The 25,380-nt window shown below is 48.4% G+C and carries 23 protein-coding genes and 1 tRNA gene; 11 read left to right on the forward strand and 13 right to left on the reverse strand.

The features are described from left to right. Positions 1–45: 45 nt before the first annotated feature. The 5 genes from ACYVFD_RS04360 to ACYVFD_RS04380 all read right to left on the reverse strand — a co-directional run bounded on the left by ACYVFD_RS04360 (position 46) and on the right by ACYVFD_RS04380 (position 6,923). Entirely contained in the window at positions 46–3,528 is a 3,483-nt protein-coding gene (locus ACYVFD_RS04360; protein WP_461088615.1) for a PVC-type heme-binding CxxCH protein, read from the reverse strand. A 9-nt stretch (positions 3,529–3,537) separates the two neighbouring features. After that, positions 3,538–4,788 carry a GDSL-type esterase/lipase family protein gene (locus ACYVFD_RS04365; RefSeq protein WP_461088532.1) on the reverse strand — a complete coding sequence of 417 codons (1,251 nt, stop codon included), beginning with the start codon at positions 4,786–4,788 and terminating at the stop codon, positions 3,538–3,540. A gap of 71 nt (positions 4,789–4,859) precedes the next feature. Further along, positions 4,860–6,020 carry an FG-GAP repeat domain-containing protein gene (locus ACYVFD_RS04370; RefSeq protein WP_461088533.1) on the reverse strand — a complete coding sequence of 387 codons (1,161 nt, stop codon included), beginning with the start codon at positions 6,018–6,020 and terminating at the stop codon, positions 4,860–4,862. A 254-nt stretch (positions 6,021–6,274) separates the two neighbouring features. Next, positions 6,275–6,634: a DsrE family protein gene (locus tag ACYVFD_RS04375; RefSeq protein WP_461088534.1), complete on the reverse strand. Its 360-nt coding sequence runs from the start codon at positions 6,632–6,634 to the stop codon at positions 6,275–6,277. Between the two features lie 118 nt (positions 6,635–6,752). Further along, on the reverse strand, positions 6,753–6,923 hold the full coding sequence (locus ACYVFD_RS04380) for a DUF1059 domain-containing protein (RefSeq protein ID WP_461088535.1): 171 nt from the start codon (positions 6,921–6,923) through the stop codon (positions 6,753–6,755). A 294-nt stretch (positions 6,924–7,217) separates the two neighbouring features. Between ACYVFD_RS04380 and ACYVFD_RS04385 the strand changes: the two genes are divergently transcribed. Then, the gene (locus ACYVFD_RS04385) at positions 7,218–7,622 is read left to right on the forward strand and encodes a hypothetical protein (RefSeq protein WP_461088536.1); all 405 of its coding nucleotides are present in this window, start codon (positions 7,218–7,220) and stop codon (positions 7,620–7,622) included. Positions 7,623–7,829: 207 nt separating this feature from the next. Here ACYVFD_RS04385 and ACYVFD_RS04390 read toward each other — a convergent pair whose 3' ends face one another. Together ACYVFD_RS04390 and ACYVFD_RS04395 are read right to left on the reverse strand one after the other, a co-directional pair. Next, complete coding sequence (locus ACYVFD_RS04390) at positions 7,830–8,039, reverse strand: hypothetical protein (RefSeq protein ID WP_461088537.1); 210 nt, start codon at positions 8,037–8,039, stop codon at positions 7,830–7,832. 390 nt (positions 8,040–8,429) lie between these two features. Further along, positions 8,430–8,957, reverse strand: coding sequence for a hypothetical protein (locus ACYVFD_RS04395; RefSeq protein ID WP_461088538.1), 528 nt, complete (start codon positions 8,955–8,957; stop codon positions 8,430–8,432). Positions 8,958–9,357: 400 nt separating this feature from the next. On the opposite strand from ACYVFD_RS04395, the gene ACYVFD_RS04400 reads away from it, so the two are divergent. After that, positions 9,358–9,753 (forward strand): hypothetical protein, encoded by a 396-nt coding sequence (locus tag ACYVFD_RS04400; protein ID WP_461088539.1) that lies wholly within the window; start codon positions 9,358–9,360, stop codon positions 9,751–9,753. 239 nt (positions 9,754–9,992) lie between these two features. Here ACYVFD_RS04400 and ACYVFD_RS04405 read toward each other — a convergent pair. Beyond that, positions 9,993–10,064 (reverse strand) — tRNA-Glu (locus ACYVFD_RS04405). A gap of 183 nt (positions 10,065–10,247) precedes the next feature. On the opposite strand from ACYVFD_RS04405, the gene ACYVFD_RS04410 reads away from it, so the two are divergent. After that, positions 10,248–12,806, forward strand: a complete 2,559-nt coding sequence (locus ACYVFD_RS04410; protein WP_461088540.1) for a M14 family metallopeptidase — start codon at positions 10,248–10,250, stop codon at positions 12,804–12,806. Positions 12,807–13,082: 276 nt separating this feature from the next. Continuing rightward, entirely contained in the window at positions 13,083–14,060 is a 978-nt protein-coding gene (locus tag ACYVFD_RS04415; RefSeq protein WP_461088541.1) for an NADPH:quinone oxidoreductase family protein, read from the forward strand. A 141-nt stretch (positions 14,061–14,201) separates the two neighbouring features. Here the strand turns inward: ACYVFD_RS04415 and ACYVFD_RS04420 are convergent, their stop codons facing one another. Next, complete coding sequence (locus ACYVFD_RS04420) at positions 14,202–14,852, reverse strand: GNAT family N-acetyltransferase (protein ID WP_461088542.1); 651 nt, start codon at positions 14,850–14,852, stop codon at positions 14,202–14,204. A 94-nt stretch (positions 14,853–14,946) separates the two neighbouring features. Continuing rightward, the gene (locus ACYVFD_RS04425) at positions 14,947–17,232 is read right to left on the reverse strand and encodes a GH92 family glycosyl hydrolase (protein ID WP_461088616.1); all 2,286 of its coding nucleotides are present in this window, start codon (positions 17,230–17,232) and stop codon (positions 14,947–14,949) included. A gap of 287 nt (positions 17,233–17,519) precedes the next feature. Here ACYVFD_RS04425 and parS point away from each other — a divergent pair, with 287 nt between their 5' ends. From parS to ACYVFD_RS04440, 3 genes are all read left to right on the forward strand, one after another. After that, positions 17,520–17,909 carry a type II RES/Xre toxin-antitoxin system antitoxin gene (gene parS / locus ACYVFD_RS04430; RefSeq protein ID WP_461088543.1) on the forward strand — a complete coding sequence of 130 codons (390 nt, stop codon included), beginning with the start codon at positions 17,520–17,522 and terminating at the stop codon, positions 17,907–17,909. Further along, positions 17,909–18,397, forward strand: a complete 489-nt coding sequence (locus tag ACYVFD_RS04435; protein ID WP_461088544.1) for an RES family NAD+ phosphorylase — start codon at positions 17,909–17,911, stop codon at positions 18,395–18,397. The genes parS and ACYVFD_RS04435 overlap by 1 nt, the downstream gene beginning before the upstream one ends. A gap of 139 nt (positions 18,398–18,536) precedes the next feature. Further along, positions 18,537–19,742 (forward strand): RNA-guided endonuclease TnpB family protein, encoded by a 1,206-nt coding sequence (locus ACYVFD_RS04440; protein WP_461088545.1) that lies wholly within the window; start codon positions 18,537–18,539, stop codon positions 19,740–19,742. A 50-nt stretch (positions 19,743–19,792) separates the two neighbouring features. Here ACYVFD_RS04440 and ACYVFD_RS04445 read toward each other — a convergent pair whose 3' ends face one another. Next, positions 19,793–20,008, reverse strand: a complete 216-nt coding sequence (locus ACYVFD_RS04445; protein WP_461088546.1) for a helix-turn-helix domain-containing protein — start codon at positions 20,006–20,008, stop codon at positions 19,793–19,795. 3 nt (positions 20,009–20,011) lie between these two features. Continuing rightward, positions 20,012–20,491, reverse strand: coding sequence for a DUF2975 domain-containing protein (locus ACYVFD_RS04450; RefSeq protein WP_461088547.1), 480 nt, complete (start codon positions 20,489–20,491; stop codon positions 20,012–20,014). A 317-nt stretch (positions 20,492–20,808) separates the two neighbouring features. Between ACYVFD_RS04450 and ACYVFD_RS04455 the strand changes: the two genes are divergently transcribed. The 4 genes from ACYVFD_RS04455 (at position 20,809) to ACYVFD_RS04470 (ending at position 24,174) form a co-directional block, all read left to right on the forward strand. After that, entirely contained in the window at positions 20,809–21,504 is a 696-nt protein-coding gene (locus ACYVFD_RS04455; protein WP_461088548.1) for a response regulator transcription factor, read from the forward strand. Next, entirely contained in the window at positions 21,501–22,856 is a 1,356-nt protein-coding gene (locus ACYVFD_RS04460; protein WP_461088549.1) for a HAMP domain-containing sensor histidine kinase, read from the forward strand. The genes ACYVFD_RS04455 and ACYVFD_RS04460 overlap by 4 nt, the downstream gene beginning before the upstream one ends. Positions 22,857–23,270: 414 nt before the next feature. Continuing rightward, positions 23,271–23,663, forward strand: a complete 393-nt coding sequence (locus ACYVFD_RS04465) for a hypothetical protein (protein ID WP_461088550.1) — start codon at positions 23,271–23,273, stop codon at positions 23,661–23,663. A 157-nt stretch (positions 23,664–23,820) separates the two neighbouring features. Next, positions 23,821–24,174 carry a tellurite resistance TerB family protein gene (locus tag ACYVFD_RS04470; RefSeq protein ID WP_461088551.1) on the forward strand — a complete coding sequence of 118 codons (354 nt, stop codon included), beginning with the start codon at positions 23,821–23,823 and terminating at the stop codon, positions 24,172–24,174. Positions 24,175–24,485: 311 nt separating this feature from the next. Here ACYVFD_RS04470 and ACYVFD_RS04475 read toward each other — a convergent pair whose 3' ends face one another. Continuing rightward, the gene (locus ACYVFD_RS04475) at positions 24,486–25,325 is read right to left on the reverse strand and encodes an alpha/beta hydrolase (protein ID WP_461088552.1); all 840 of its coding nucleotides are present in this window, start codon (positions 25,323–25,325) and stop codon (positions 24,486–24,488) included. Between the last annotated feature and the right edge of the window lie 55 nt (positions 25,326–25,380).

Raw genomic sequence — 25,380 nt, forward strand, 5'->3', positions numbered from 1 at the left:
AAAACACAGATATGTTTTATACTGACTAGAAATGTATCACACAATTTACCGCCCCATAACCAAACGCACTTGTGCCGGTGATTGGGGCGCATCCTGCAATTGGATGCCCAATTGGGCCGCTTTAAACTGCGTCCGGTCGATGGCTAACGTAATGGTTTGAACGCCCTGGGGCAGATCGACAATCGTGCCCTGGGGTGTCAATTTCAAGGCTTTCTGTCCTACCCAACCCGTTACGCCCGCCGTTGATGTAAAGCCTAAATCGACGTTGCCCTTGCTGACCACTTCCAGATCGAACCGAACGAAACTGTATCGCTTGTTTGTTCCTGCATCCACAATTGGCAATTCATCAATGGGCAGCGTTCCCGATACGTTGCTGTAGATCGGCATGGCCGGTAGTTTTCCGGCTTCCTTGGCCACATAGGCATTTCCCTCTGCTGCCAGTTTGCGTGTTAAATCCTTACTCCCCGAAATCGTGCTCCAGCGTCGAACAAACTGAGTTGTGGGTACGCGAAAGCCACCACCCAGTTTCGACAGGAACCCAATCAGGTTGATGAACTCCTGCTTGTCAAGACCTGCCGTAAGGCCGGAAGGCATCAGCGTACCCGGTGTTTTTTCAATCGTACTAATCTGAGCCTTCGGAATCGCTAGTTCCTGGCCGCTCACTTCGCGCACGACAACCTCCGACAGGCCGTTACTAACCAGATAAGCCATCATCTCGGTACCGTCTTTTTTGACAATACGCTGGAGTTCGTAGCCTTCCTTGATCGATAGTGATGGGTATAAAACCGAACGAATAATGGTTTCGACGGGTGAACTGGTACCCAAACTGCTTAGATCCGGCCCGATTCGCCCACCTGCTCCGCCGATACCGTGACAGGTCTGGCAAAGTAGCTCACTCTTTCGAAATACCTGTTCGCCCAGCATAGGGTCGGCCGACTGATTGATGGTTTGGGCTAAGGCCGTAATCTCATCGTTGCTGAGTTGTTGCGGCATACGCTCTACGGGCAGCGTGCCTCCTGACGCTTCGAGGGCTTTCTGTAGTCGGGTCATCTCGTCTGCCCGTTGCCGGTTAAAGGGGAGATTACGGGCCATCTGTTGCCGACCCGCTTTGGCATACGACTCCGGAATCTTTTGGGCCGTGATGGCATCCGCCAGCGCCTGGAGTCCTGTTTTAGTGGCAAAAAATGCCTGAAACAACTCCGTAGCGTCAACATCGGCTGGTATGGTTCGTAATAGCTGTGTGCCGATTCGCGCTGCTTCGGGAGCATCTACCGACACCAGATGTGCGGCTGCCATTAACTGCAGGGTAGGGGAGTTTCCGGGGCCGCTTAGGCCGACCAGCATCTTTTTCGACTGATCACTTCCAATGGTCGCTAAGGCGCCTAAAGCCGCTTTCTGAACCGCTTTGGTCCCTTTAGGAATCAGTCCTACCAATCGGTTGCTCAATTCATCCATATGCCACAGCCCGATTAGCCGAATGGCAGTCGTGGTTACCTCTTCGTCATCGCTATTGAGAAAAGCGGTAATTCGACTAAGGTCATTCGTTGGCTTAAGCTTCCGTTGGCGGGCGGCATCGGCCAGTGTGCTTAGTCTGGCTACGGTTTGTTTATCCCGTTGACCCTGAACGGTCATGTCGAACAACGTAGAAAGCGCTTCTGGCTGGCCCCACTTGGCTATTGAGGTGAGTACGTCTTTCTGATAGTCGTCGGGTACCAGCCCTTGCCGATAAAGCCGGGTCAATTGGGCAACGGCCTCCGCATTACTCACCGATTTCAGGGCAAAGACCGTTTTGCGCGCATCACCCAGGAAGTTTGGCTCTGCTTTCAATCGATTGGCCCACTTTGGTTCGAGCTCACGGACAGTTTGCCAGAGGGCAAAATCCAGAAATTCATCCATCGGTTGATCGAGGGCCACCAGCGCCTTCTGGGCCGCTTCGGCCGACTGGAGTTTTCGTAAGGCAATGACAGCTTCCAGTCGCACCCGTGGATGCGGGTCCTGCACCGCATTGGCCAGCAAGGCAGGTTCATCCTTTACTTGACCATGCCATAACTGAAAAGCACGCAAAGCGGCTGCTCGTGCGTTGTGGTCACTGGCTTTCAGTAACTTCAGCAGCAAGGGTTCATTCACCGTGTCGAGGGTCTGGTAGGTCCAAAGGGCTTCCAGCAGCAAATGTTCGTAGTCGGTCGCTTTCGGGTCCAGCCCGGCTACCCATTTCTCCAGCGTCGGAATCACGTCTTTAGCGCCATGCCGCTTGAGTACTTGCTTGGCCTGTAAACGCGTCCAGTCTTCGGGTTGACGAAGCGCATCGAGTAATTCAGTGACCGTCGCTTTTTCCAGTTGAGGTCGTTTAACCAATGGCCGATTTTTGGCCACGATTCGCCAGATGCGCCCGTGCTGCTGGTCGCGACGGGGGTCGTGGAAGTCGACTTCACCGTGCTGAATGATTGGATTATACCAGTCTGCTACGTAAATGGCGCCATCTGGCCCTACTGAAATATCGACCGGACGAAACGCAACGTGGTCGGTCCACAGTAAATCGGCTAGTTGTTTCGACGCAAACCCACTACCCTGTTCTTCCAGTTTGAATCGATTGATGCGGTTGGCCCGGAAGTCGTTGGTAATGAGCGTGCCCTGCCAATCGTCGGGCAAATGTCGCCCAGAAATGACATCTAAGCCGGAGTGTTTGGGTTGGCCTGGGTTAAGTCCGCGAAGAATACGTTCAGCACCGGGAGCTGTCAGGAAAGTTGCCCCCGGAAACGCGTAGTTTATGCCTTCGAAGCCAGCCCCATCGGTCATGAACGTTGTGCCCCAGCGGGTAAACTGTAATCCCCAGGGATTGACTAGCCCTTTGGCATAGATATCCAGATCAAGCTGCTCAGGTCGTAATCGCCAGACGCCCCCACCTTCCAGTCGCTTTACCCCCGATGATGTTTCGACGTGGCTGTAGATGTAGATGGACTGGTTAAAATACAAACTGCCCTCCGGTCCCCAGCGGAAGGTGTGAATCAGGTGATGCGTATCGGCCGTACCAAACCCGCTGAGTATCCGTCGTTTTTTATCGGCCTTGCCATCACCATCGGTATCTGAAAAATGCAGAATTTCGGTCGAGTTGGCTACGTACACGCCACCGTCACCGGGCAGAATACCCGTTGGGGTAAGCAGCCCTTCGGCAAAAATGGTCGATTTGTCAGCCTTGCCGTCGCCGTTAGTGTCTTCGAGCACAAAAATCTTGTCGTTGGCCTGTTCGCCTGTTTTCAGGTGCGGGTAGGCGGTACTGCTCACAACCCATAGCCGCCCATCGGCATCCCAGTTCATCTGTATCGGCTTGGCCACCAATGGTTCGGCGGCAAACAAGGTCACCTCAAAGCCATCCGCCAGTTTGAACGATTCGAGCTCTTTCTGCACGTCGGGGTTCGGCACATCGGGCACTTTATCCTGATTAACCAGAGCCGTGGTGAGCACCAGCAACGGCATGAGCAAGCTTTTGCGGAAGAGCGAGGAAGGACGTATGAAACGGATGCGCGGCATCATGATGGGTTACTTTAGCAGCGTAAGGGAATAGGTTGTAGGCTTGGGCTGGCTGGCAGCATCAATTTCTCCTTCCAGCCAGGTGATGAGGTAACTTTGCTCTTCCAGCCCTTTTTTGTGGCGTCCCTGCTCGTAGGAGCGGAAACCAATTATGTAAGTCTGATTCAGAGGGCGGTACTGGAAGAAATGAAGTTTGTTCTTCTTCTGGATAAGGGTTTGCAGCTCCGCCGAACGAGTAAATGACGGTCCTTGCCGAAGAACAACACCCTCCGCCCATTGCTTCGCCGAGGCAGTAATCACCTCATCCGCATCAGCGCTTAACGTGTAAAATCCTTTCTTCAGACCTTTGATAGTCAGCATCTGTCCATTATCAACGAGCAAGGCTTTATCATCCTGCTTTGGGGCAGGTAGCGGCAAAATGGCTTCGTTGACGACAAAACTCACAGTCGTGGTTGATTTGTCCGTAGCCAGCAGCCTTGTCGGTATAGGGGAATCGACATGCTGTTTTGCCAGATCGATGGTAATATCATGGGTGCGAGTTGGTAGGGCCAGTCCTTTTTCAAGAGCGGTAGCCAGGTAGTAATAGCCCGTTTCGTTGAGGTGAATACCGTCATCGGTAATCGGGCTTTGTTTACTGGCTTCCTGTATCGGCTTGAACACATCGACGTAGCGTTTTTTTCGTTCGGACGCGATTTGGGCGATGGTCGATGCATAACTTTCCAACGCTGCATTGCGTTGGGCTACGTTGTTGGAAGAAGGCAACAACACGGGTATCGGTGATACTAAAATGGTTTGTGCTCCAAGCTGGTCGATCTTATCGAGCAACTGATTCAGCCCTTGTTTAAAGCGCGACAATCCCGTTTCGCCCTCCTGCGCTTCAACACCCCCGTAAGCCAGAAAGACAACCGTTGGTTTGGCGTTGGTGAGTTGCTGAATGAGTAGTTCGTAAGACGTAGGCGGAGTTGTGACGTAGCTACGAGCGTCACCAAACACATTATCGCCCGACCAGCCGAGGTTTCGGTAGGTTATATTCCGACCGGGCCAGCGGGTGGTTAGCGCCAATTCTAGATAGCCGAATTGGACATCATCTTCAATCAATGAATTACCCAGGAAAACTACCCGGTCGCTATTCGTAAGTTTAAATCCATTTTCTGACAGGCCGTTACCGGAAATCGTTTGGGACTGGGCCGAAGCCTGCAGGCCAAATCCTATAAAAAGCAAACCTGAGAGATAGGTCAGCGCAATCAACTGCTTTCGCATGGAGGAGTAATGGTAGAGCAAAGGTTCTTGATCTGAAAAGGCTAGTTGCCTATAGAAAATACCGACTTTGTTTAGCGGGTTTCATTAAAAAAAACAACCAGCCCATCTTTTCCGGCAACGATAATGTCCTTTCGACCGGTGCCAAGCAGGTCGGCCACCGAAAAGTAGAGACCAGCGCCTTTGCCTTCTCCATAGGGGCCGTAGCTGATGAAGTTTTTCGTGAAGGACTCCCCATTCCACTTGAAATAATACAGCCCAAGGGGGTCATTGGCTCCTGGGTCATTTCCATTGTGGGCTCGGTAACGCTTTCCCGTGATTAACTCATTCTCGCCATCCTGATCAATATCCACCCACTCCATGGTATGGTACTGCGACTGAAACGGGTCGATGGGATGTCGGATAAAGGTTATTGCTTGATTGACCCGTTTTTGCTCATACCAATCCAGTCCATAATTGTGCCCCTGCCCGACAATCACATCCATCAGGCCATCCTTATTTACATCGACAACCAGAATGGGGACACTGGCGTGATCCAGGTTGAACGAGGGATGGTGTTTCCAGAGCGACTTGTCGGATCGCTTATCGGGGGCTTCCAGCCAGCCATCGGCCACAATAAAATCCCCCCGGCCATCGCCATTAATATCGCCAAAGCCGAGTCCATGACCGTGTTTTTCGGCTACTTTAGTGGCCGAAAACTGTCCGGTTGGTTTACCGGCCTGATCAAGTACCAGACTATAATAAACCAACGGCAGGCTGGGCGTATTGGGTACAATATCGATTCGTCCGTCGCCATCGACATCCCAGGCCCGGATTGTTTCGACATTACCCGATTGGGCCAGATCATGCTCTTTCCATTCGCCGTTATTGCCCGGGTTTTCGCGCCAGACCATTTTTTTATTGAACCATCCCCCAGTTATATAATCCAGTTTACCGTCGCCATTAATATCGAGGGGAATGGTAGCGAAGTCATCAAAGTACTCGCCTTTTCGATCGCTCTGGCCTATCAGATGCCGGTTCAGGAAAGCAGGACCTTCATACCAATAGTTACCCGAAATCAGATCCGGGTGTTTATCGCCATTGACATCGAAGACGCCTACCGATTCCGCACTTTCGGTCGCTATCATTTGCTTGCGAAATGTAGCCCGCTTTTTCGCTTGACCAAATGTGGGTTGAACACCAATCAGTAAAAGAAGAAAAAAGACAAGGTGTTTGCTTATTCGTTGGAAACGCATAGTGTGACATTTAATTCCCTTCCAGATAACGCTTACAAGCGATTAGGGGCCATTGGCTAGATAAGGTTGTTGGGCAGAAATTTTACTACTCTACATTATATCGAGGCCTTGTTGAGGATGAAAAAATGGAAAGCGGTAAACCAATTCAAGTTAAACTATACATTTACCAACAATAGATTAGCCAGTTATCCGGGCCACACACTAGCTTGGCCCAGATAACTGGCTAATTTATATTCTGGAATAGTAGTAAAGGCTCAATACGTGAACATCCGATCACTTTCGGTGGCCAGTCGAACCAGGACTGTAGGCAAGGCAAACTCTACAGGTTTGCCAGCGATGTCGGCATCGGTTAACCCTCTTGCTTTGGACGACATGCCGGATAGATAAAAATGACCACCGGTTTTCACGATCGCTTCAAAATGCTCGCGCAGCTTACCGGTACCAAGTCCTACTACCTTATCCATTTCGCTGTCTTTCAGTAGTGTAACGGCATCGCCAGCTAGAAATAGGGTGACCGTATGCCCTTCCTCCAAAGCCGTTCGTGCCACCAGAAAAGCTAGAGCTGCCCGAGTAGGGTCGGCCGGGCCATGGGTAACATGGATCAGAAATTTCATTTTTGGTGAGCTTGTTGGCTTTACGTTTGTTGACTGAGCGTTTAACGAAGTACAACACAAGCAGCTCCATAGAGCAATGAATATTGCCAGCTTCCTGGCTATCAGGGTAGTAGCGTAATTATTCATTGTGAATGAGGGTTTTAATCTGTTCGGCCATCTCTGGCGTAACGGTGACGCCATGAACTGCGTGGGCGTGTTGAGCTGCCTGGTGGAGTACTTCCTCGTCGGAATCTGCTTTCACGACTGCCGGGCAATCGAAGCCCACCTCCTTACAATATAATGTTTTCATAATTGAAAAATCGATTGAGTGTGTTGGAATAACAGGTTAAACTTACCGCTAAGAGGGGAAGAGAATGATTCAACTATGTAGATGGCGGGTTGTAGTTTATAAACGGAGCTGACAGAGCCAAAACCGGAAGCCGTCGTATAATCCCATACAGTTGATCACTTTCTTATTAACCGACTAGTCTTCTTTTACCATAGAGCAGGAAATAGAACCACTGGTGTAGTATGTTTAGCACAGTACTATGCTATGCATTAACTATGAAGCCTATTTCTACTTTATACACTAACATTTGATCGTATGATATTCATTAGAGCTGTCTTATTAGCTGGCATAGTTCTACTGACTAGGCTTGCAGTCGCTCAGTCATTTCAGGGACAAATAGGCGACAATCTGACGTATAAACCATTGCCAGAGGCTAGTATCAAAGTTAAAGATAAGCCGATTTACTGCCAGGTAAGCCCCAATGGTAGCTTTCAGGTCGACCTGTCAGACGCCATAGCCACCGATTTAGTCGTTATTCGTTGTCCAGGTTATAAGCCTAAACTTCTGCTGAAACAGGAACTTATTGATGCCTGGTATGATATTAAATTAAGTCCGGTTTATCCGTTGGGCTTGACTGAGCCAAATCCCGATAAAACCGAGTACGTACCTGCTCCACTTGCTACCAATAAGCCCGTCAGTATTGGTCCTATAACCCAATGACATGTCATCATTGAAACTCAGATAAGCGCTGGTGCAAAACTACTTAAGAGGCTACTAGCTTGTAACAGACGACTTGCTCGATCTCATAAATAGCCCCTTCCTGCGGTGATGACTGCGTGAGCCCGGCTTGGGTAAACCATACGCCGTCGAGGGCTTTACCCAATAACGGAGCAGGCTTTAGGTCAATACTAAAGCCTGCTCCGTAGACTATCGCTGAATTAGCAGTCGTAAAATAGTCGGCACCTGATCAGCGGGCGTAACCTGAATCAGGTATAAACCATTGGGTAGCTGGCTGGTATTGAATCGATAAGGTTTCACAGGGGCAATGTCCAGGTGGATTTGTTGGAGCGGACGATCCAGTAGATCGTTCAGTAGAATGAATGGGTTGGGGACTGTATACGCTGATTTGCTTCTCATGATAGATTACATGAGTTGCTTTCCTTCCAAACCAGTGTTAGAGGTTTGATTTAGGTATGCTTAACCTTGAAGCTGTTTAAACTTTTAAAGAAAAATCGAAAGTGCGTGTTTTTGTCATGCTGAGGAACGAATCGGACCGCCGAAGCGGCATCTTCGGTAACTACAAGAATACTGCTACCAAAGATGCCGCTTCGGCGGTCCGATTCGTTCCTCAGCATGACAAAAAAAGCTACCCAGTTTTAATAAAATTAAAAAAGTTTAAACAGCTTCCTTATATTGGTGATATAGGTTGGTTGTGCGCCGTGCTCCAAACTATATTTTGAGCGCCTTCACAAACCTATTGACGCTGTGCGTCTTTAATGTCGGGTTCTACCGGCAACTACGATAAGCTTATTTAAACGATTGTACCCGAGACAGATCTCTTTGATAAAAAGCTTGCCGTATGGGTCTAGACTGTCGGGGCTGACCTGACTGATTATATCTAAGCTCGTATATGGTCTCGTAAACCTGCTGACCAGGGTCGGCCGTTTCATACTTCGCTTTGAAATAAGCTTCTTCCTTCGATAAGTCTGTTTGGTTGGCTTGTTCCTGTTTCCTGACTATAGCCGCCAGCGAATCAGCTTTGTGAGTGCCTTTCAATCGATCTTGTTCACGCAACTGCCCGTAGGATTCATTCGTTAGAAGGCTCATTTGTGTTCTAAACTCCACGTGAGTATCATAGAGCCGTTTCCACCAGTCTTTGATGGGAATTAAGCTATAGCGGAACGAGGCAAACTGAAGATCGGCCACGGATTGATTTTTCTGACGGAGCTGGTCAGCTTCCAGTTGGAGTACCTTTGTTTTCAACTGCTCTTCAATGGATTGCCTACTGTTGGTCAGGCTGATAAGGACGATCAGAATGCATAACAGACACTTCATACCCTTACTAGTTAAGTGAACCAGAATGTCAGTCAATAAACAGAAACTGGCGATGCCGATCCTCACTATTTTAGCGAAAGGTAGCTTTAGTTAGGCTAATGCAATTGGTTGCGCTTATGGGTCATTTTAAATCCAGGTCTTATTGGTTTGACAACCGATCATGTGTTGAGAGCACTTGGTTCAGACTTTTATTTCATCAATAGCAGGTGACGGATGTCCGTTTAACTAAACAATCACCTTTCCATCTGCGGCATCGAATGCAGAGCGCCAGTTTCACCGTAGAAAATAAGGAAGGCAGGTTGTCCATTAAATAAATCGGTTGGTTGATAAGCTCTTGAATACACGTAAATTAGTTTAGGATTAGCTTGTTCCCGTAAAAACTGTAAGCTCTAGACTCGCTATGAAATCCTTCTTAGTATTCGTAGTTTCGGTAATCACTCTTGCCCATACTCAGATGAAGCCTCCTGCTAATTTAATCGGTCAGTGGCAACTTACTCAAAAGATTATCGACAGCAATGCCAACAATAAGATTGATGAAGCTGAACGAAAAGAGGCCATTACCCAGGCACAGGATTACCTGCGTTTTAATAACGACGGCACCTGTGAATTCTACACAGTAAAAGTAAAGGGTCGCTATGAACTTAAGCCACAATCCAGCGGCAAGCAAGCCCTTTATTTAATTGATAAAGACAATAACCGGGAAGGCCGGGGTGTTATCGAATCGGTTACTGCCACTGAGCTAATTCTGGTCAGCCATTCGTCGGGCACCGTATTTTCGGTCTATAAGCGGTTGTAGGAATGGCAAGCCGGACCTGCTATAGCATTATGGAACAAGGCTCGTTCAATCCATTCATCACTTAATAAATCAGGGGCAGTTAATTTACTGACCTACGGGCGAAGCGACAAACCTAGAAAAATGCAACGCCCTCCACAACTTTTGAAACTGATCCCTGATCCTCCTGGAGCAGGGAGGGAATAAAAGAAAAAACCAGCCGGATTAGGGCTGGTTTTTTCAGAATTAGCCATTGGACTAAGTGACCGATACGGGAATCGAACCCGTGTTACCGCCGTGAAAGGGCGATGTCCTAACCGCTAGACGAATCGGCCGTCTTGTGTGAAAGACCTAACGTTTTGGCTTGTTTGCCGCTGCGTTAGCGAAACGTGGTGCAAAGGTAAGGCGATACTTTTATAATGCAATACCTGACTGTAAAATTTTTTCAAAAAAAGGGTTTGTGCTCGTTTTACTGCTATTTTTGAGGAGGTTAGCTTTTAAATTTTTTTACAGCCTTCATGAAACAATTTTTATTGCTGGCAAGTCTGGTTGCCTATTCGCTGGCAGGCTTTGCCCAGTCAACCGCTTCATCATCAACGAGTCTGACAACTCCCGAACAGTTCCTGGGCTACAAGATTGGTAGCCGATTTACACCTCACTACCGTGTGTTGGCCTATGCCGAACAAGTTGCCCGTCAGTTACCGAATCGGGTAAAATTAATTCCCTATGGTACGACTTACGAAGGCCGCCAGTTAATGGTGGTTGCTGTAGCCTCCGAAGCCAATCTGGCGCGTCTGGAAGAAATACGGACCAATAACCTAAAACGGATTGGTCTACTGGAAGGTAACCCCACAGCGACCCCACAGCCACCCATTGCCTGGCTGAGTTACAATGTGCATGGCAACGAAGCGGTTAGTACCGAAGCCTTTATGGAGGTCCTCTACCGACTGCTCAATACGACCGATGCCGTTTCGCAGAAAATCATGAACTCAACCATCGTTCTGCTCGATCCGGGCCTGAACCCCGACGGGCATGATCGGTATGTGAACTGGTACAATCAGATGCAGGGCCGTACACCCGATCCGACCCCGAATGCCCGGGAACACAGCGAACCCTGGCCCGGTGGCCGGTATACGCATTACCTGTTCGACCCAAACCGCGACTGGGCCTGGCAAACGCAGGAGATTACCCAGCAACGCATGGCACTGTATCAGCAATGGATGCCGCAGCTACATGGTGATTTTCATGAAATGGGTGTGGAGAGTCCCTATTATTTTGCGCCTTCGGCTAAACCGTATCACGAAGATATTACGCCATACCAACGTCAGTTCCAGCAGATCATTGGGCAATACTGCAGCCGCTACTTCGACCGAAATGGTTGGCTGTACTATACCCGCGAACGCTTTGACTTATTTTACCCCAGCTATGGCGATACGTATCCGACCTACAATGGTGCTATTGGCATGACGTACGAGCAGGGGGGAGGTGGCCGGGCCGGACTGGCGATTACAAAAGCCGATGGGGATACGCTTACCCTGCGTCAGCGGATCGATCATCACTACACGGCCAGCATCGCTACGCTCGAATCGGTAGCCGACCGTCCGGCGGAAATCGTCAAGGAGTTCGGACAGTTTTTCGATAAATCCCGCAATTCACCGATTGGCCCCTATAAAAGTTATGTGATCAAATCGAATGGGGATGCCGGACGAATCAGGGCCTTGCAGCAACTGCTGGATCGGAATAAAATTAATTTTGGCGTGGCCGGAAAGGCGCAGACCGTCGCCACTGGGTTTAACTATACGTCCCAGAAAACCGATAAAAACGTCGCGATTGCGGCCGACGATATTGTCATTAGCGCCTATCAGCCTAAGTCGACCTTATTGAAAATTCTGTTTGAACAGAATTCGGCGCTGGAAGACTCGGCTACCTACGATATTACGGCCTGGTCATTACCCTATGCCTTTGGTTTGCAGACGTTTGGCGTGACCACCCGAATTGAACCCAAGCCCCTGCCTGCTTCTAATCAATTGGCTGTGAATACGGTTCCGGCTGCTTATGCGTACTTGATCCGTTGGCAATCGCTACCGGCCGTGCAGACCCTGGCTGCGCTGTTGAAGCAAAAAATACGGGTGCGGGCGGCCGAAAAAGCGTTTGAACTGGAAGGAAAAACCTATGCATCGGGAACGTTGATCGTGGCTAGGACGGGTAATGAGCGCCTGGGAGATCGACTCGGTACGGTCGTTGCGCAGGTGGCAGCTCAGACGGGGGCTGAGGTAATTCCGGTTCAAACGGGTTTTGTAACGTCGGGTTCTGATTTTGGGTCCGATTTTGTAACGGGTCTGAAAGCTCCGCGTGTTGGACTGGTAGTAGGGGATGGCACTCCTCCGCCGTCGGCAGGTGAAGTCTGGCATTTCTTCGATCAGGAACTGAACTACCCGGTAACACTACTGGATGGCAATACGCTAGGCAATGTGGAGTGGAGCAAACTGGATGTACTGGTCCTGCCTACGAACTACAACTATGGGCGTATCCTAAATGAGCGAACCCTTACGGCGATGAAAGAGTGGATTCGGGCTGGGGGTAAACTCATTGCGATGGAACGGGCAGCGGCTTTCCTGTCGGGTAAAGATGGCTTTGACCTGAAGGAGAAATCGGATAAGGAAGAAGGGAAAAAGGATAAAAAAGGCAATCCGGTCGATTCCCTGAAAATTTATGTCAACCGGGAGCGGGCGGCTATTTCGGACGATATTCCAGGTAGTATTTATCGGGTTAATGTTGATACCAGTCATCCGCTGGGCTTTGGCCTGACCGGGGGCTATTATACGCTTGTACAAAACGCATTTAACTTCGATTTTCTGAAAGATGGCTGGAATGTCGGCTATCTGAAAGGCGATAATTACGTGGCGGGTTTTTCGGGTCGTAACGCGAAAGAAAAACTGAAAAATACCTTGCTGATGGGTGTTCAGGATATGGGCCGTGGTAGCGTTGTTTATCTGGCCGATGATCCGCTGTTCCGGGGTTTCTGGTACAACGGTAAACTACTGTTTAGCAATGCCGTATTTATGGTTGGTAACTAAAGGAATGAATAATGAACCTGTTTAAACTTTCCTTTTTGTGGAAAATGTAAGACTCTTTTTTATCATTCCGACCGGGACGCGTAGTCGCAGGAGGAATCTCAAAGTCGCCCATTAGTCAATCTTGAGATTCCTCCTGCGACTACGCGTCCCGGTCGGAATGACAAAAAATCGATCTAGTTATACCGAAAGTTAAAAAGTTTAAACAGGTTCAATGTAAAATGAATAATGAACGCCAATCCATTACTCATTTTACATTATTCATCATTCATCATTTGTATGAAAGCGATTCTTTGTAAAGCCTTCGGGCTGCCCGATACCCTGGTTCTGGAAGACATTCCGTCGCCTGTGCCCGGTCCTGGTGAGGTGGTGATTCAGGTGAAAGCTTCCAGTTTGAATTACCCGGATACCCTAACGATTCGGAATATGTATCAGTTTAAGCCCTCGTTGCCTTTTTCGCCAGGGAGTGAATCATCGGGAATCGTTAAGGCCATCGGTGAGGGCGTCACACACCTTAAACCAGGCGACCGGGTATTTACGTACGGGACACATGGTGGACTGGCCGAAGAACGTCTTGCCGATGCCCGTACGACGATTCCGTTGCCGGAAGGTATGGACTTCGTAACGGGTGCTTCGACCTTATATGCGTTTGGAACGTCGTATCATGCCCTGAAAGATCGGGCCAATCTACAGCCGGGCGAAACGCTGCTTGTGTTGGGCGCTGCGGGTGGAGTTGGTTTAGCCGCTGTTGAGCTAGGGAAGTTGATGGGGGCTACGGTGATTGCAGCCGCTTCGACAGCTGAAAAACTGGCCGTTTGTCAGGAAAAAGGGGCTACGCATCTAATCAATTACGCTACCGAAGACCTACGTGAACGAATCAAAGACATTACGCAGGGGAAAGGCATCGACGTGGTCTATGATCCTGTTGGAGACCGATGGGCGGAGCCTGCGATTCGATCATTGGCCTGGCGTGGGCGCTATCTGATCGTTGGGTTTGCCGGGGGAGAGATTCCTAAGATTCCGCTTAACCTGGCCTTACTGAAAGGAAGTTCGCTGGTGGGTGTTTTCTGGGGCATGTTTACGCAGAAAGAAGCCGCATTAAGTCTGAAAAATTTGCAGGATATTGCCACCTGGGTTTTGCAGGGTAAACTAGCCCCTTATATATCCAGACGATATTCGTTAGCCGAAGCGCCACAGGCACTAACCGATATGATGGAACGACGGGTTATTGGGAAAGCCGTAGTTGTTGTCGAGTAGGTTATGTTTCAAGTGCCAGGTAGGCTTCTCCTCCGTGGTCTATGTCTTCACAGACCATTCTACTAGCTAGCTTTAATAAGCTGACGCATAGGTGATCTGTGAGGACACAGACCATGGAGGAGGAATTACCAAACATTTTTTTTAATCTTCCGATAACGTTTTGAGCAGATCCCAGGAAAACGGGACCCACAGGCCACTGTTCGTATCCAATAATTCGGTAGCTGCTTCGCAGGGGAAAATCTTGTAGTCAAACTTGGTGTAGTCATACGCAATATAGCCGGGGTAGTAATAAATCTTCTGCTGCCGACGGGCGTGAGCTATTTTCTGTAACATCAGAAACTTGCCCAAACTATGCTTTCGGTAAGCAGGATGGTAGAAGTTCATGATTCCGGCAATGCTCTGAAAACCATCATCGAAAATGCCAGCCGCGATCAACTGGCCCTGGTCGCGCACCTCTACCATATACGTATCAAACGCATTATCAATCGCGCCATCGAGCAGACAGGATTCAACTGAGTCGGGCGCATCGAAATTGATGGCACTTCGATAAAGGGCGTACAGATTCTCTAACTCATAGGACAACATAAAGGGTTTGACGGCTACAGAAAATTTCTCATTGCTTCGAAGGAGCCGGAGTTGTTTGGTACCGTAGTCCACATCTGCCAGCACAATGCGAAGCCAGTAAACGGGGCAAAGCTTGTTTTCGAAAAGGACGTACTGACACGTAAAAATGTCCTGCTGCATCCGAAAGTAGCCCATATTCAGGCATAAATCCAGTTTGCTTCCTTTCATGTGTGGGTTGAGTTGTTGATCTGTGCTCAGGTAAATGTACATAAAACTGCCCTTTACCTGAGCACAGAAAACCGGAAAAATCAGTTGATACGAACTATTTCTTCGTCGGTTTGGCCGACATATAAAACGTCAGCTTTCCACCCTTCAGAATATCGGCATGAGTAATAACGGGTTTCGTCAGGGGCTTGCCATTCAGCAGTACGTTTTGAACGTAGACATTTTTATCCCCCTGATTAACAGCCTCAATCGTGAAGGTCTGGCCATTTTCGAGCTGCAGCCGGGCGCTTTTGACGGATGGGCTACCCAAGGCATAGTCTTCTGAACCGGGTGCAACCGGATAGAAACCCATCGACGAAAACATGTACCACGCGCTCATCTGGCCGCAATCGTCGTTGCCGCCCAGTCCGTCGGGCGTGGGTTTGTATTGCATATTAAGAATCATCCGAATGCGTTCCTGTGTTTTCCAGGGCTGACCCGCCCAATTGTACAGATAGGCTACGTGGTGAGCCGGTTCGTTGCCATGAATGTATCCACCAATAATACCTTCCCGCGTAATGTCTTCGGTTTCGGCAAAAAACTTATCAGGCAGGTTCATGGAAAACAACGTATCGAGCCGGGCGGTAAATTTCTTCGGACCACCCATGTATTGAATCAGCGTGGCGGGGTCCTGCGGAACGAAAAAACTAAAATTCCAGGAATTGCCCTCAATAAATCCCTGTCCGTGGGTACTGAGCACATCGAACCCAGTTTTGAACGAGCCGTCGGCCAGGCGGGGTCGCATGAAGTTGATCGACTTGTCGTAGACGTTTTTCCAGTTTTCCGAACGCTTTCGGTAGGTTTCATACACATCCGGCCGGTTCAGCTTTTTAGCCAGTTGAGCAATACACCAGTCATCGTAGGCATACTCCAGCGTGTGCGACACTGAGTTACTGTTGACGGTGGCCGGTACGTACCCTTTGTCGATATAGTCGCCAATGCCTTCATAATTACGGTGGTTCGACGTAGCGATGCAGGCGTCGAGGGCTTTTTGGGCGTCGCCTTTAAATACGCCCTTGACAATCGCATCGGCCAGGACCGACACGCTGTGGTAGCCGCTCATGCACCAGTTGTCGTTGGCGTAGTGCGACCAGATGGGCAACATTTTCAGCGTACTCTGGTCGTAATGCGTTAGCATCGACTGCACCATGTCGTTGTTTCGCGAGGGCTGGATAAGGTTGAAAAACGGATGCAGTGCCCGGTACGTATCCCAGAGCGAAAAGGTGGTATAGTTGGTAAACCCGCTGGCCTGATGCACGTCCTGATCCAGCCCTTTGTACTGGCCGTTGACGTCCATATACGTTGTTGGGTTGACGAACGCATGGTAGAGCGAGGTATAAAAATTCACTTTATCGGTTTCGGAAGCTTCGATCTGGATTTTATTTAATTCCTTATTCCAGGCAGCCTGCGCCTGCGTTTTCACCTGATCAAAATTCCAGTGCGGGATTTCAGCCTGCATGTTGGCGAGGGCATTTTCCTGACTTACCGGCGACAACGCCATTTTCAGCTTTACCTGCTCACCCGACTGCGTATCGAAATCGAAATACATCCGGATTCGCTTACCGGCTATTTCAGGAAAATTGTGATTCTGGTCGAATTTGCCCCAGAAGCCTTTGTACACCTGCGGCTTATCCAGGCTCTGGCGTCCGTACGACTTGAACGGTTTGGAAAACGATAGCGCAAAATAGACCGTTCGGGTACGGGCCCATCCGTTGGTTTGCCGATAGCCGGTGATCAGCGTATCGTTCACAACGCGGACGTACGTCCAGACAACTTTATCGTCGTAATTGTAAATGCCGTGGGTTAAGTCCAGAATTATGTGCGACTGGTCGGACTTTGGAAAGGTGTACTGGTGAAAACCAACCCGGTTCGAGGCCGTCAGTTCGGCCAGAATGTTGTGGTCATCCAGTTTGACTTTGTAGTAACCCGCTTCGGCTACTTCATTGGCGTGCGAAAACGCAGACCGGTAGCCGGTTTTCGGATTCGCGGCCACGCCCGGATTTAGTTGCAATGCGCCTTCGGTGGGCATAATCAGAAAGTCGCCAAGGTCGGAATGGCCCGTCCCGCTGAAGTGCGTATGACTGAACCCGACAATCGTTTTGTCTTCGTATTTATAGCCAGCGCAGTATCGGTACACATCGCCGTTGTATTTGCCGTTGAACTCATACGACAACGTGTCGGAATCGGGGCTAAGCTGTACAGCGCCAAAAGGGACGGTGGCACCCGGAAAGGTATGCCCCATTTTTTCGGTGCCGATCAGCGGATGAACGTAGGGGACAAGGTTTTGCTGCGCGAAAGAAAGGAAACAGAGAAATTGAAGGAGGATGGTCAGGCGAACACTCATTAAGGCAAAGTTTTTCCCCGAAGATAGGCTCATTTTCTGTCCGGGCAGCCAGGCGGTGCATGAAAGTTAATAGGTTGGCAAAAAAGCATAGTGAGTACTCAGCCTAAAATAGTTGAGCTTATTCAGATTTGTTTCTGTCATCCCGAAGAATGAGTGATGACAGAAAAGAGCGTTATGTATAAGTTAGACTGAACAAGAAATCGATTTTTTCGCAACCATATATTACAAATGCGTGTTACCTTGCAATCAAATGAGTTTGTATTGTGCCTTTAATTAACAGAGGAGTCATGACCATCAATCCTGTACTTACACCACTTCAACTGATCGACCGGTCACGACAGGGGCTGGCAGGGCCTGAAACGAGTCGGGTTGCCGGGTTACTTGGTGTTACAGACAAGGAGATGGCGCGTTTGCTGAACCAGTCTGTAGCGACCTTTCACCGACAGGTCAAAACGACACATCTCGATGCCCCAACTTCCGAACGGTTATTGCTATTGACCCGGCTGGCTGTGTATGGAGAAGCCGTCTTTCAGGATAAAGGTAAGTTTACACGCTGGCTGCGACGGCCACTGCGGCTTCTGGAAAATCGTTCGCCCCTGGATTTGCTGGACAGTTCAGTTGGTGTTCAACTAGTTGAGGATCTGCTGGGGCGAATTGATTATGGAGTCTTTAGTTAATGTCAACGATTGTTTACAGAATTCAGACCGATAGCCATCGGGATACTATTCTTGATGGGATTGGGGCTCAACTACACGGTGGTCGCTGGAACGCTCGCGGACGACCAATGGTCTATACCGCCACAACCCCGGAGCTATGTTTTCTGGAATACATGGTTCACCTGGAAGGAACTTCCCTGGCTGATTTGCCTCCTTTAATTCTTTGTGAGATAGAAATTCCTGACGCAAGCATTACGTGGCTGGAAGCGGCCGATTTGCCTGCGGGCTGGAACAGTCCACACATCACACCAATGGGATTGCCCCAGTTTATAGATACCCAATTCGGACAACACGGCACCTTGGCTATCGCATTACCTTCGGCGGTTGTGTCGTTATCGCCATCGCGCAATGTGCTACTAGATCCCTTGCATCCGCTAAGGACACAATGCCGGATTGTGCGGATTGAAGCCTACCCAATTGATCCTCGATTACCAACGGCTACTTTGTAAAAAGAGCGACGTATCAGAAGGTAGTTTTAGTGAAACTCGGAAACCCACCGCCTTAGGCAGTGGTTATGTACTTATTTTGGCTATGCCTGTTTTTAGACAAATAGTTGTTTGTGTGTAAAAATAGACATAGTTTTATCTCATGTTAAAAGCTTTCAAATACCGGATTTATCCCACAACCGAACAGGCCCAGTTGCTCAATAAGCATTTTGGAGCCGTTCGTTTTGTATATAATCTGGCATTGGAGACTAAGATGTTAGCGTACTCAACTAAGCAGGTCAATATTTCCCGCTTCCAGTTGAACACACAATTGGCAGACCTCAAAAAAGAATGTGTTTGGCTAAAAGAAGTTAATAGCCAATCGTTACAATCAGCACTGGTCAATCTGGACTCAGCATATAGCCTGTTTTTTAAAGGAGTAGCCGACTTTCCGACTTTTAAAAAGAAACATAACAAGCAGTCCTTCCAGTGTCCGCAAAACGTAACGATTGATTTTAAGGCGGCAACAATTGACTTGCCAAAGTTCAAAGAACCAATCAAAGCTGTTTTGCATCGTCCGTTTACAGGGGCGGTAAAGACCGTGACGGTATCACGCACGCCAACAGGCAGATACTTTGCGTCGGTATTGGTCGAAACTGGTGAGCTGAAACCGGAATTAAAGCCTGTCGTTCGGCAAACTTCTGTTGGTATTGACTTAGGTATCAAAACCTTTGCTACACTGTCAGATAGTACGGAATATGCCAACCCCAAACATTTAAACCAATCCCTTGTCCGGCTCAAGCTTTTACAGCGTCGGGCATCCCGAAAGAAGAAAGGAAGTAACAACCGAAAGAAGGCCAACCAACGGGTTGCCCGCTTGCATGAGAAGGTAGCCAACCAACGTAACGATTTTCTGCACAAGACATCAGATGCGATAACCAAGCAATATGACACCATTGTGTTAGAAGATCTGGTGGTGTCCAACATGGTCAAGAACCATAAACTTGCTCGTTCTATTAGTGACGCGGGTTGGTCTGGTTTTAGAGCGATGTTGGCCTACAAAGCGGATTGGCGTGGCAAGAATGTGGTCACAATTGGTCGTTTTGAACCATCAAGCAAACTCCATAACCCCTGTGGGTATATTTACAAAGGCCTCACGCTCTCCGATAGGGAGTGGACTTGTCCCAATTGCGGGGAGGTAGTGTTAAGGGATATGAATGCGGCTATCAACATTTTGCACTTCGGTTTATTAAAAGATTCAGCGATGGAACGTCGCGTTGGGCCTGTGGAGTCGCTGACAATGGTCGGGGCGTTGAAACAGGAAAAGTTAGTGTCCGGTAAGCCCAAGAGGGCTTTGCCCGATACCTAAGCCACCTTCTTAGAAGGTGGTGGTTCACTTGATAACGATCTAACGATTTGTTAGTTTTTCTCGTCATTTACGTATTCCAATATATCACCGGGTTGACAGTCTAATGCTTTACAGATTGCGTCTAAGGTGCTAAAACGAACGGCCTTCGCCTTTCCTGTCTTCAGGATTGACAGGTTCGATAATGTCAAATCAACTTTTTCCGAAAGTTCATTCAGAGAAATTTTTCGCTTTGCCATCATCACATCTAAGTTTACAATAATTGGCATAGCTTAAATGGTTAAGTCATTTTCAGATTTCATATCGACGGCATTCTGTAAGATTTTTTCAACGATTGCCGCAGCCGTTGCCACTACCAGAGACGCAAAAATGGTTACGATGCACATGGCCAGAAAACCCGCCGGATCGTCGTCTTTATGATGGGCTATTTTTATGTATAATCCTGCCAGCATAATTAAACCACTGAATGTAAGTGCACAATACTTGATACTCTTCAACGCGCTGACCGAGTCTGATGAAAAGGCTTTATTCTGTCCGATGTACCCCAGTAATTTGAACGCCTTATACAATCCAATAAAAAAAGCGATTGAGACTGCGTATCCATACAGGATGAACGGATCGGCGTAAATGCTGAACAAGTCCAGGTTGGTGGCTCGCCCTTCGGTTAAGGGAACCCGAATCAGGATAGTAAGTGCCACCAGGCCGATAAGCACGACGACTGCCTGAAGGAAGATTATTGAAACTTTTTTCATAGTGATAGTAAGATTATGCTGCAAACATAATAAATATTTATTGATAATCAATAAATATTTAGTGATTATTTGTGGTTGATAAAACGCTACTAGTAGTGAATATTTCCAACGGTTGCAATAAACCTGCTTTTAAGTAGCCTACCGTCGGGCCTGCAGCTCGTTTTCGCGAAGCAGGCCAATTTTTTTATCTGAAAATCAGCCGGGTATCAATAATTGGTTGATTTACGACGAGTTGGCAATAACTTAGCCAGCGCTATCTTACAGGGCAGTTCGTAGCGCTGGGGTAAGTGCTTATCGTTACTTTATTCGCCAATAATATGGATACAGGCCAGAATGCACAGTTGTTAGTGGTTGAAGATGAGCCTAAAGTTGCCACGTTTATTAAAAAAGGACTTCAGACCCAGTCGTATTCTGTAGCGGTTGCTTCAACGGGGGAAGAAGCCAAAGCCCTGCTGGCAAAGACTCCTTTCGACCTGATTATTCTGGATATTAACCTGCCTGATATAACGGGGCTGGAACTTGCCGAATACATCCGAAACAAGCCTAGTCAGGTACCCATTCTGATGCTGACGGCCCTCGATACCATTGCCGATAAATTACTGGGCTTTGAAGCCGGTGCCGACGATTATCTGGCAAAACCGTTCGACTTTATGGAATTGCTGGCGCGGGTAAAAGTACTCCTGCGTCGGGTACCCAGGGTGAAAGAGCCGGGCCGAACGCTGCGGGTGTCTGATCTGGAGCTTGACCTGCACGAACGCGTAGCCCGGCGGAATGGGCAAACCATCGATCTGACCGCTCGCGAATATGCCCTGCTGGAGTACCTGATGCATAATGCTGGCCGGGTGGTCTCACGGGTCGATATTGCCGAGCACGTCTGGGATATTGGGTTCGATACGGGCACTAATGTCATTGACGTGTATGTCAGTTATTTACGGGCGAAAATTGACAGAGATTCACCGAATAAACTTATTCACACGCTAATCGGCATGGGGTATGTCCTGAAAGAAAAATGAGTCTGCGCAATCAACTGATCTTATTTTTTACGGCCATCGTATCCGTTGCTCTGGCCTTGTTTTGTCTGCTGCTCTATCTGGTAGCCGAGCGGTATCGGGAAACTGAGTTTCAGAACCGGCTGCGGGCCGAAGCCCTCACAGCGGGGCATCTGCTGGTCGGGCGGGAGCGTATTGGGCCATCCCTCTACAAGTTGATGGATAAGAACCAGTTGACCGTACTGCCCGATGAAGAAATCATTATCTATAATGCGACGAATCAGTTAGTTTACGAAAGTGGTACCGACTACCTGACGCTAACAGAAGGGACGCTAAACCGGATTCGGAAACAGAAGCAGGCGAACTGGCGAGAGGGCGACCGGCAGATTGTGGGGGTACTCTTCATCGACGACCGGATTCCGTTTGCGATTATTGCTTCGGCCGTCGATACGTATAATGTACGGACGATTCAGAATTTTGCTAAGCTGCTGGGCATTGGCTGGTTTCTGATGACGGGGCTGATGCTGGTGGCCGGTCGTTTATTTGCCGGAAGAACGTTGCAGCCCATCAATCAGATCAATCAGCAAATCGACGACATTACGGCCCTTAATCTGTCGCAACGTTTGCCCGAAGGAGATCGGGCCGATGAACTGGCTCAACTGGCGCACCGCTTCAACCGAATGCTGAACCGGCTAGAAGAAGCGTTTCGGCTGCAACGCCTGTTTGTATCGCATGCCTCGCACGAATTACGAACCCCCCTGACGGCTATTACTGGCCAACTGGAAGTATCCCTGCTGGCCGAAGATGAACCCGATGAACTGCGGGCCACGATTCGGTCGGTACTGGACGATGTGCGCGGCCTCAATCGAATGACCAACGGGCTATTGGCGTTGACAAACGCCAGTATGGATTCCTCGGCCGTGCCGATGGGGACGGTGCATATCGATAAACTGTTCGACCAGATTCGGCAGGAATTTCAGCGACTTCATCCCGATTATACGCTTCACATACGCTTAGCCGGAGACGTAAAGACGCATTGGCAGGTATTGGGTAATGACAGCCTTTTACGTACGGCTTTTCTCAACCTGCTCGACAATGGGAGTAAGTTTTCAGACAATCATTCCGTAGCGGTTAGTCTGCTGGTCGAGGCTGGGTCGGTTCAGGTGAAGGTGCATAATACCGGCAGTGTAATTCCGGCCGACCAGCTTAAAGCGATTTTTATGCCTTTCCAGCGGGGCCGTAACGCGGGCAGTCGACCCGGTTATGGAATTGGGCTACCCCTTACCGAACGGATCATTCAAATTCATAAAGGGACAATTGAGGTTGAATCATCCCCTGAATTTGGTACGACGTTTACCGTTACGCTACCCCGCTAAATAACGTGAATTATGCATCTACTCCAAGGTAATCCACAGAATATCAGTGGATTGTTTTTGTCATCCCGACGCAGGACCGGGCCGCCGGAGCGGGGATCTTCGGACTAGGCGGAAAATCTCCGATTACCGAAGATCCCCGCTCCGGCGGCCCGGTCCTGCGTCGGGATGACAAAATCGCCCTTAATGAGCTTCTATTATAATCCGTAACCACGTTAAATACAGAAATAATCTTTCTACACTGGTGATTTTCGATGAATTGTATCTAGTTCAGACTTCCTTTGAAATTTCTAATGCCGTTCTAATGTGGCTCTAACACGAGCCTAACGCCCGTTCATGACCTTTGTTCTGTCGATCAGGCACGGCTTATAAGAAGCCTTTTTTGCCGGGTTGACTAGTTGAAAACTGACAAAAGCCATGAAAAAATATCTTGTTATTGCTATCCTAAGTACGCTAACCATCCTCAACGCTGCGGCTCAGGATGATTCGAAATCACGTCGTGATGTGACGTACTCAACGCATAACTATAAACACCCAAACAAAGCGGCCAAGGCTCGTCAATGGGCTGATAAAAAAGGCGTAGCGGTTAACGCGCCCGCCATGAATCAGGAAAAAGTGCTAAGTTATAAACACCAGGCTCCGGGCATCGAGCCGGTGGGTGGGGTAGTGGCACCGCACACCCCCGAAATGGACGTAGCCGTTCGGAACTACAAGATTCAGCGCGTTAGCGAACCCCGCCCGGCTACATCGATGGATGCGGAGGTAGCAGCCAGCGTACAACAAAACCTGAGCCATACCGGCGGCAACTAACGAGGCTTCAGCGAAAGCGTTGCCAGATCGTTGCCCATGTTTACAGGCTGGTCCACACAGAGACAGGAAGCCCGCGTGTGGGCTAGCCTGTAAACATGCACCAACTCAACGTAAGATCAATTTTTCTTTTCGCTTACAAATTCCTTTCCCATTAATTATGTACTCACCCGATATAGCACTAGGCTTAGGCAGCCTCGTTTATGCCCTGGCTACGTTAGACGGGCGGCCTCATCAGGAAGAAATACAAACAGCCAGGGCATTGCTTAGCAGAGAGCCACATGGCTCAGTAGCGCTCAACGGCTTTTTTTTGCGAGAAGATGTAAGGGAATCGCCCGAGGAAGCGTATGCGTTTGGCATGCGTCGGCTGGTTAGTAAACGAACTGAACTGACGGAAAGACTCAAACGCCGATTTGTGGCTACGTTACTGCGGGTGGCCCGATCACACAAGGGCATCTCTGCCCATGAATGGCATTTTATCCGTCGCTTCTGGCGCGAAATTCGGCAGCTCTGACAAGGCTGTCGGCTAAGTAATTGAGCGAATTAGCGATTGAGTGATTAGGTGAGTATGGATTTGATGATATAATTAAATATTTCCTTTATTACTCACGCTTAATTCTGCTTGTTTGCATAGAGAGGATGGGCCAGCGTACCCAACCGTATCATCAACGTGTTTATGAAGTTGTGGTAATTGAAAAACGTCAGATTCAATTGCGAACAAAAGCAAATTTGCGATTCGTTGTCGAATACTTAACGTCCAGCCACAATTTTATTAACACACTGTTGTTGGTAGTTTTTTGGCTTTTCTATTTTTGGTATTGTACACTATTTCTTCGTTGTCGTGTCCGCCCAATTTTTATAGATAAATCTTAGTGCATCATAATATGCAGGAATTGGTTCTGTCATATGGTTTTCATCCGGATAATAAACATACTTGTGTTCAAATCCTTTTATATTACTTTGTTTAATTAGGCTATCAAAATTTCGTAAGTCGCTCCTAAACGAACCGTCTTCATTTCCATTACTGTAAAAAAGCTTTTTATTAAGTGCAGATGATCCGGTTAATTTTTTGGCTGTTAATTTCAAAACATATTTATCGCCAAACCATAATGAGGGGCTGATGGCAATATAAGCATCAAACATATCAGGGCGCATAAGCATGCAATTGATTGTTGTAAGGCCACCGAACGAATGTCCGGCAAATATTTTGAAAGGACCGGTTTTGTAATTGGCCTCCATGTAAGGCATCAATTCTTGTTGAATAAAGTCAAAAAACTGCTCATTGCCGCCCGATGTCTTATAGTTAGAGTTGACTTTGCCGTCAAAGTTGATTAAGCTACTAGTCGGCGTGAGGTCTTTTACCCGGTCCACACTAACAATGCCTACTACTAGTATTGGAGGAACAGCTTGCCAATGCCTTAAATACTCTATGTATGCGGAAAGGATGTGAAAATGGTTCTCCCCATCTAAGAGATACAACACAGGCAATGCTTTGTTTATATGTGCAGAATCGAGTTTTGGAACGTGAATGTATATCTGGCGGTCTTGATTTAATACCCGGGAATGAATTACATGCACTTCGTTGGAAATATGATTGTATAACTTCGGCAATTGGGCTGATGCCTGTAAAGTGAGAAATATAAAGATGACTATATAGCGTTTCATGTAATCAAAGAATAGTTCAATAATTGTACAAAATGGTAGAATGTCTCGTTCGAAA

This window comes from Spirosoma gilvum (assembly GCF_054776815.1).

Bases quoted from the DNA above. Each gene is read 5' to 3' on its own strand.
- ACYVFD_RS04415 (WP_461088541.1), top strand. From the start codon at position 13,083: ATGAAAGCGATTCTTTGTAAAGCCTTCGGGCTGCCCGATACCCTGGTT.
- ACYVFD_RS04395 (WP_461088538.1), bottom strand. From the start codon at position 8,957: ATGAAGTGTCTGTTATGCATTCTGATCGTCCTTATCAGCCTGACCAAC.
- ACYVFD_RS04440 (WP_461088545.1), top strand. From the start codon at position 18,537: ATGTTAAAAGCTTTCAAATACCGGATTTATCCCACAACCGAACAGGCC.
- ACYVFD_RS04385 (WP_461088536.1), top strand. From the start codon at position 7,218: ATGATATTCATTAGAGCTGTCTTATTAGCTGGCATAGTTCTACTGACT.
- parS (WP_461088543.1), top strand. From the start codon at position 17,520: ATGACCATCAATCCTGTACTTACACCACTTCAACTGATCGACCGGTCA.
- ACYVFD_RS04365 (WP_461088532.1), bottom strand. From the start codon at position 4,788: ATGCGAAAGCAGTTGATTGCGCTGACCTATCTCTCAGGTTTGCTTTTT.
- ACYVFD_RS04460 (WP_461088549.1), top strand. From the start codon at position 21,501: ATGAGTCTGCGCAATCAACTGATCTTATTTTTTACGGCCATCGTATCC.
- ACYVFD_RS04375 (WP_461088534.1), bottom strand. From the start codon at position 6,634: ATGAAATTTCTGATCCATGTTACCCATGGCCCGGCCGACCCTACTCGG.
- ACYVFD_RS04455 (WP_461088548.1), top strand. From the start codon at position 20,809: ATGGATACAGGCCAGAATGCACAGTTGTTAGTGGTTGAAGATGAGCCT.
- ACYVFD_RS04420 (WP_461088542.1), bottom strand. From the start codon at position 14,852: ATGAAAGGAAGCAAACTGGATTTATGCCTGAATATGGGCTACTTTCGG.
- ACYVFD_RS04465 (WP_461088550.1), top strand. From the start codon at position 23,271: ATGAAAAAATATCTTGTTATTGCTATCCTAAGTACGCTAACCATCCTC.
- ACYVFD_RS04360 (WP_461088615.1), bottom strand. From the start codon at position 3,528: ATGCCGCGCATCCGTTTCATACGTCCTTCCTCGCTCTTCCGCAAAAGC.
- ACYVFD_RS04475 (WP_461088552.1), bottom strand. From the start codon at position 25,325: ATGAAACGCTATATAGTCATCTTTATATTTCTCACTTTACAGGCATCA.
- ACYVFD_RS04435 (WP_461088544.1), top strand. From the start codon at position 17,909: ATGTCAACGATTGTTTACAGAATTCAGACCGATAGCCATCGGGATACT.
- ACYVFD_RS04470 (WP_461088551.1), top strand. From the start codon at position 23,821: ATGTACTCACCCGATATAGCACTAGGCTTAGGCAGCCTCGTTTATGCC.
- ACYVFD_RS04390 (WP_461088537.1), bottom strand. From the start codon at position 8,039: ATGAGAAGCAAATCAGCGTATACAGTCCCCAACCCATTCATTCTACTG.
- ACYVFD_RS04445 (WP_461088546.1), bottom strand. From the start codon at position 20,008: ATGCCAATTATTGTAAACTTAGATGTGATGATGGCAAAGCGAAAAATT.
- ACYVFD_RS04380 (WP_461088535.1), bottom strand. From the start codon at position 6,923: ATGAAAACATTATATTGTAAGGAGGTGGGCTTCGATTGCCCGGCAGTC.
- ACYVFD_RS04370 (WP_461088533.1), bottom strand. From the start codon at position 6,020: ATGCGTTTCCAACGAATAAGCAAACACCTTGTCTTTTTTCTTCTTTTA.
- ACYVFD_RS04450 (WP_461088547.1), bottom strand. From the start codon at position 20,491: ATGAAAAAAGTTTCAATAATCTTCCTTCAGGCAGTCGTCGTGCTTATC.
- ACYVFD_RS04425 (WP_461088616.1), bottom strand. From the start codon at position 17,232: ATGAGTGTTCGCCTGACCATCCTCCTTCAATTTCTCTGTTTCCTTTCT.
- ACYVFD_RS04410 (WP_461088540.1), top strand. From the start codon at position 10,248: ATGAAACAATTTTTATTGCTGGCAAGTCTGGTTGCCTATTCGCTGGCA.
- ACYVFD_RS04400 (WP_461088539.1), top strand. From the start codon at position 9,358: ATGAAATCCTTCTTAGTATTCGTAGTTTCGGTAATCACTCTTGCCCAT.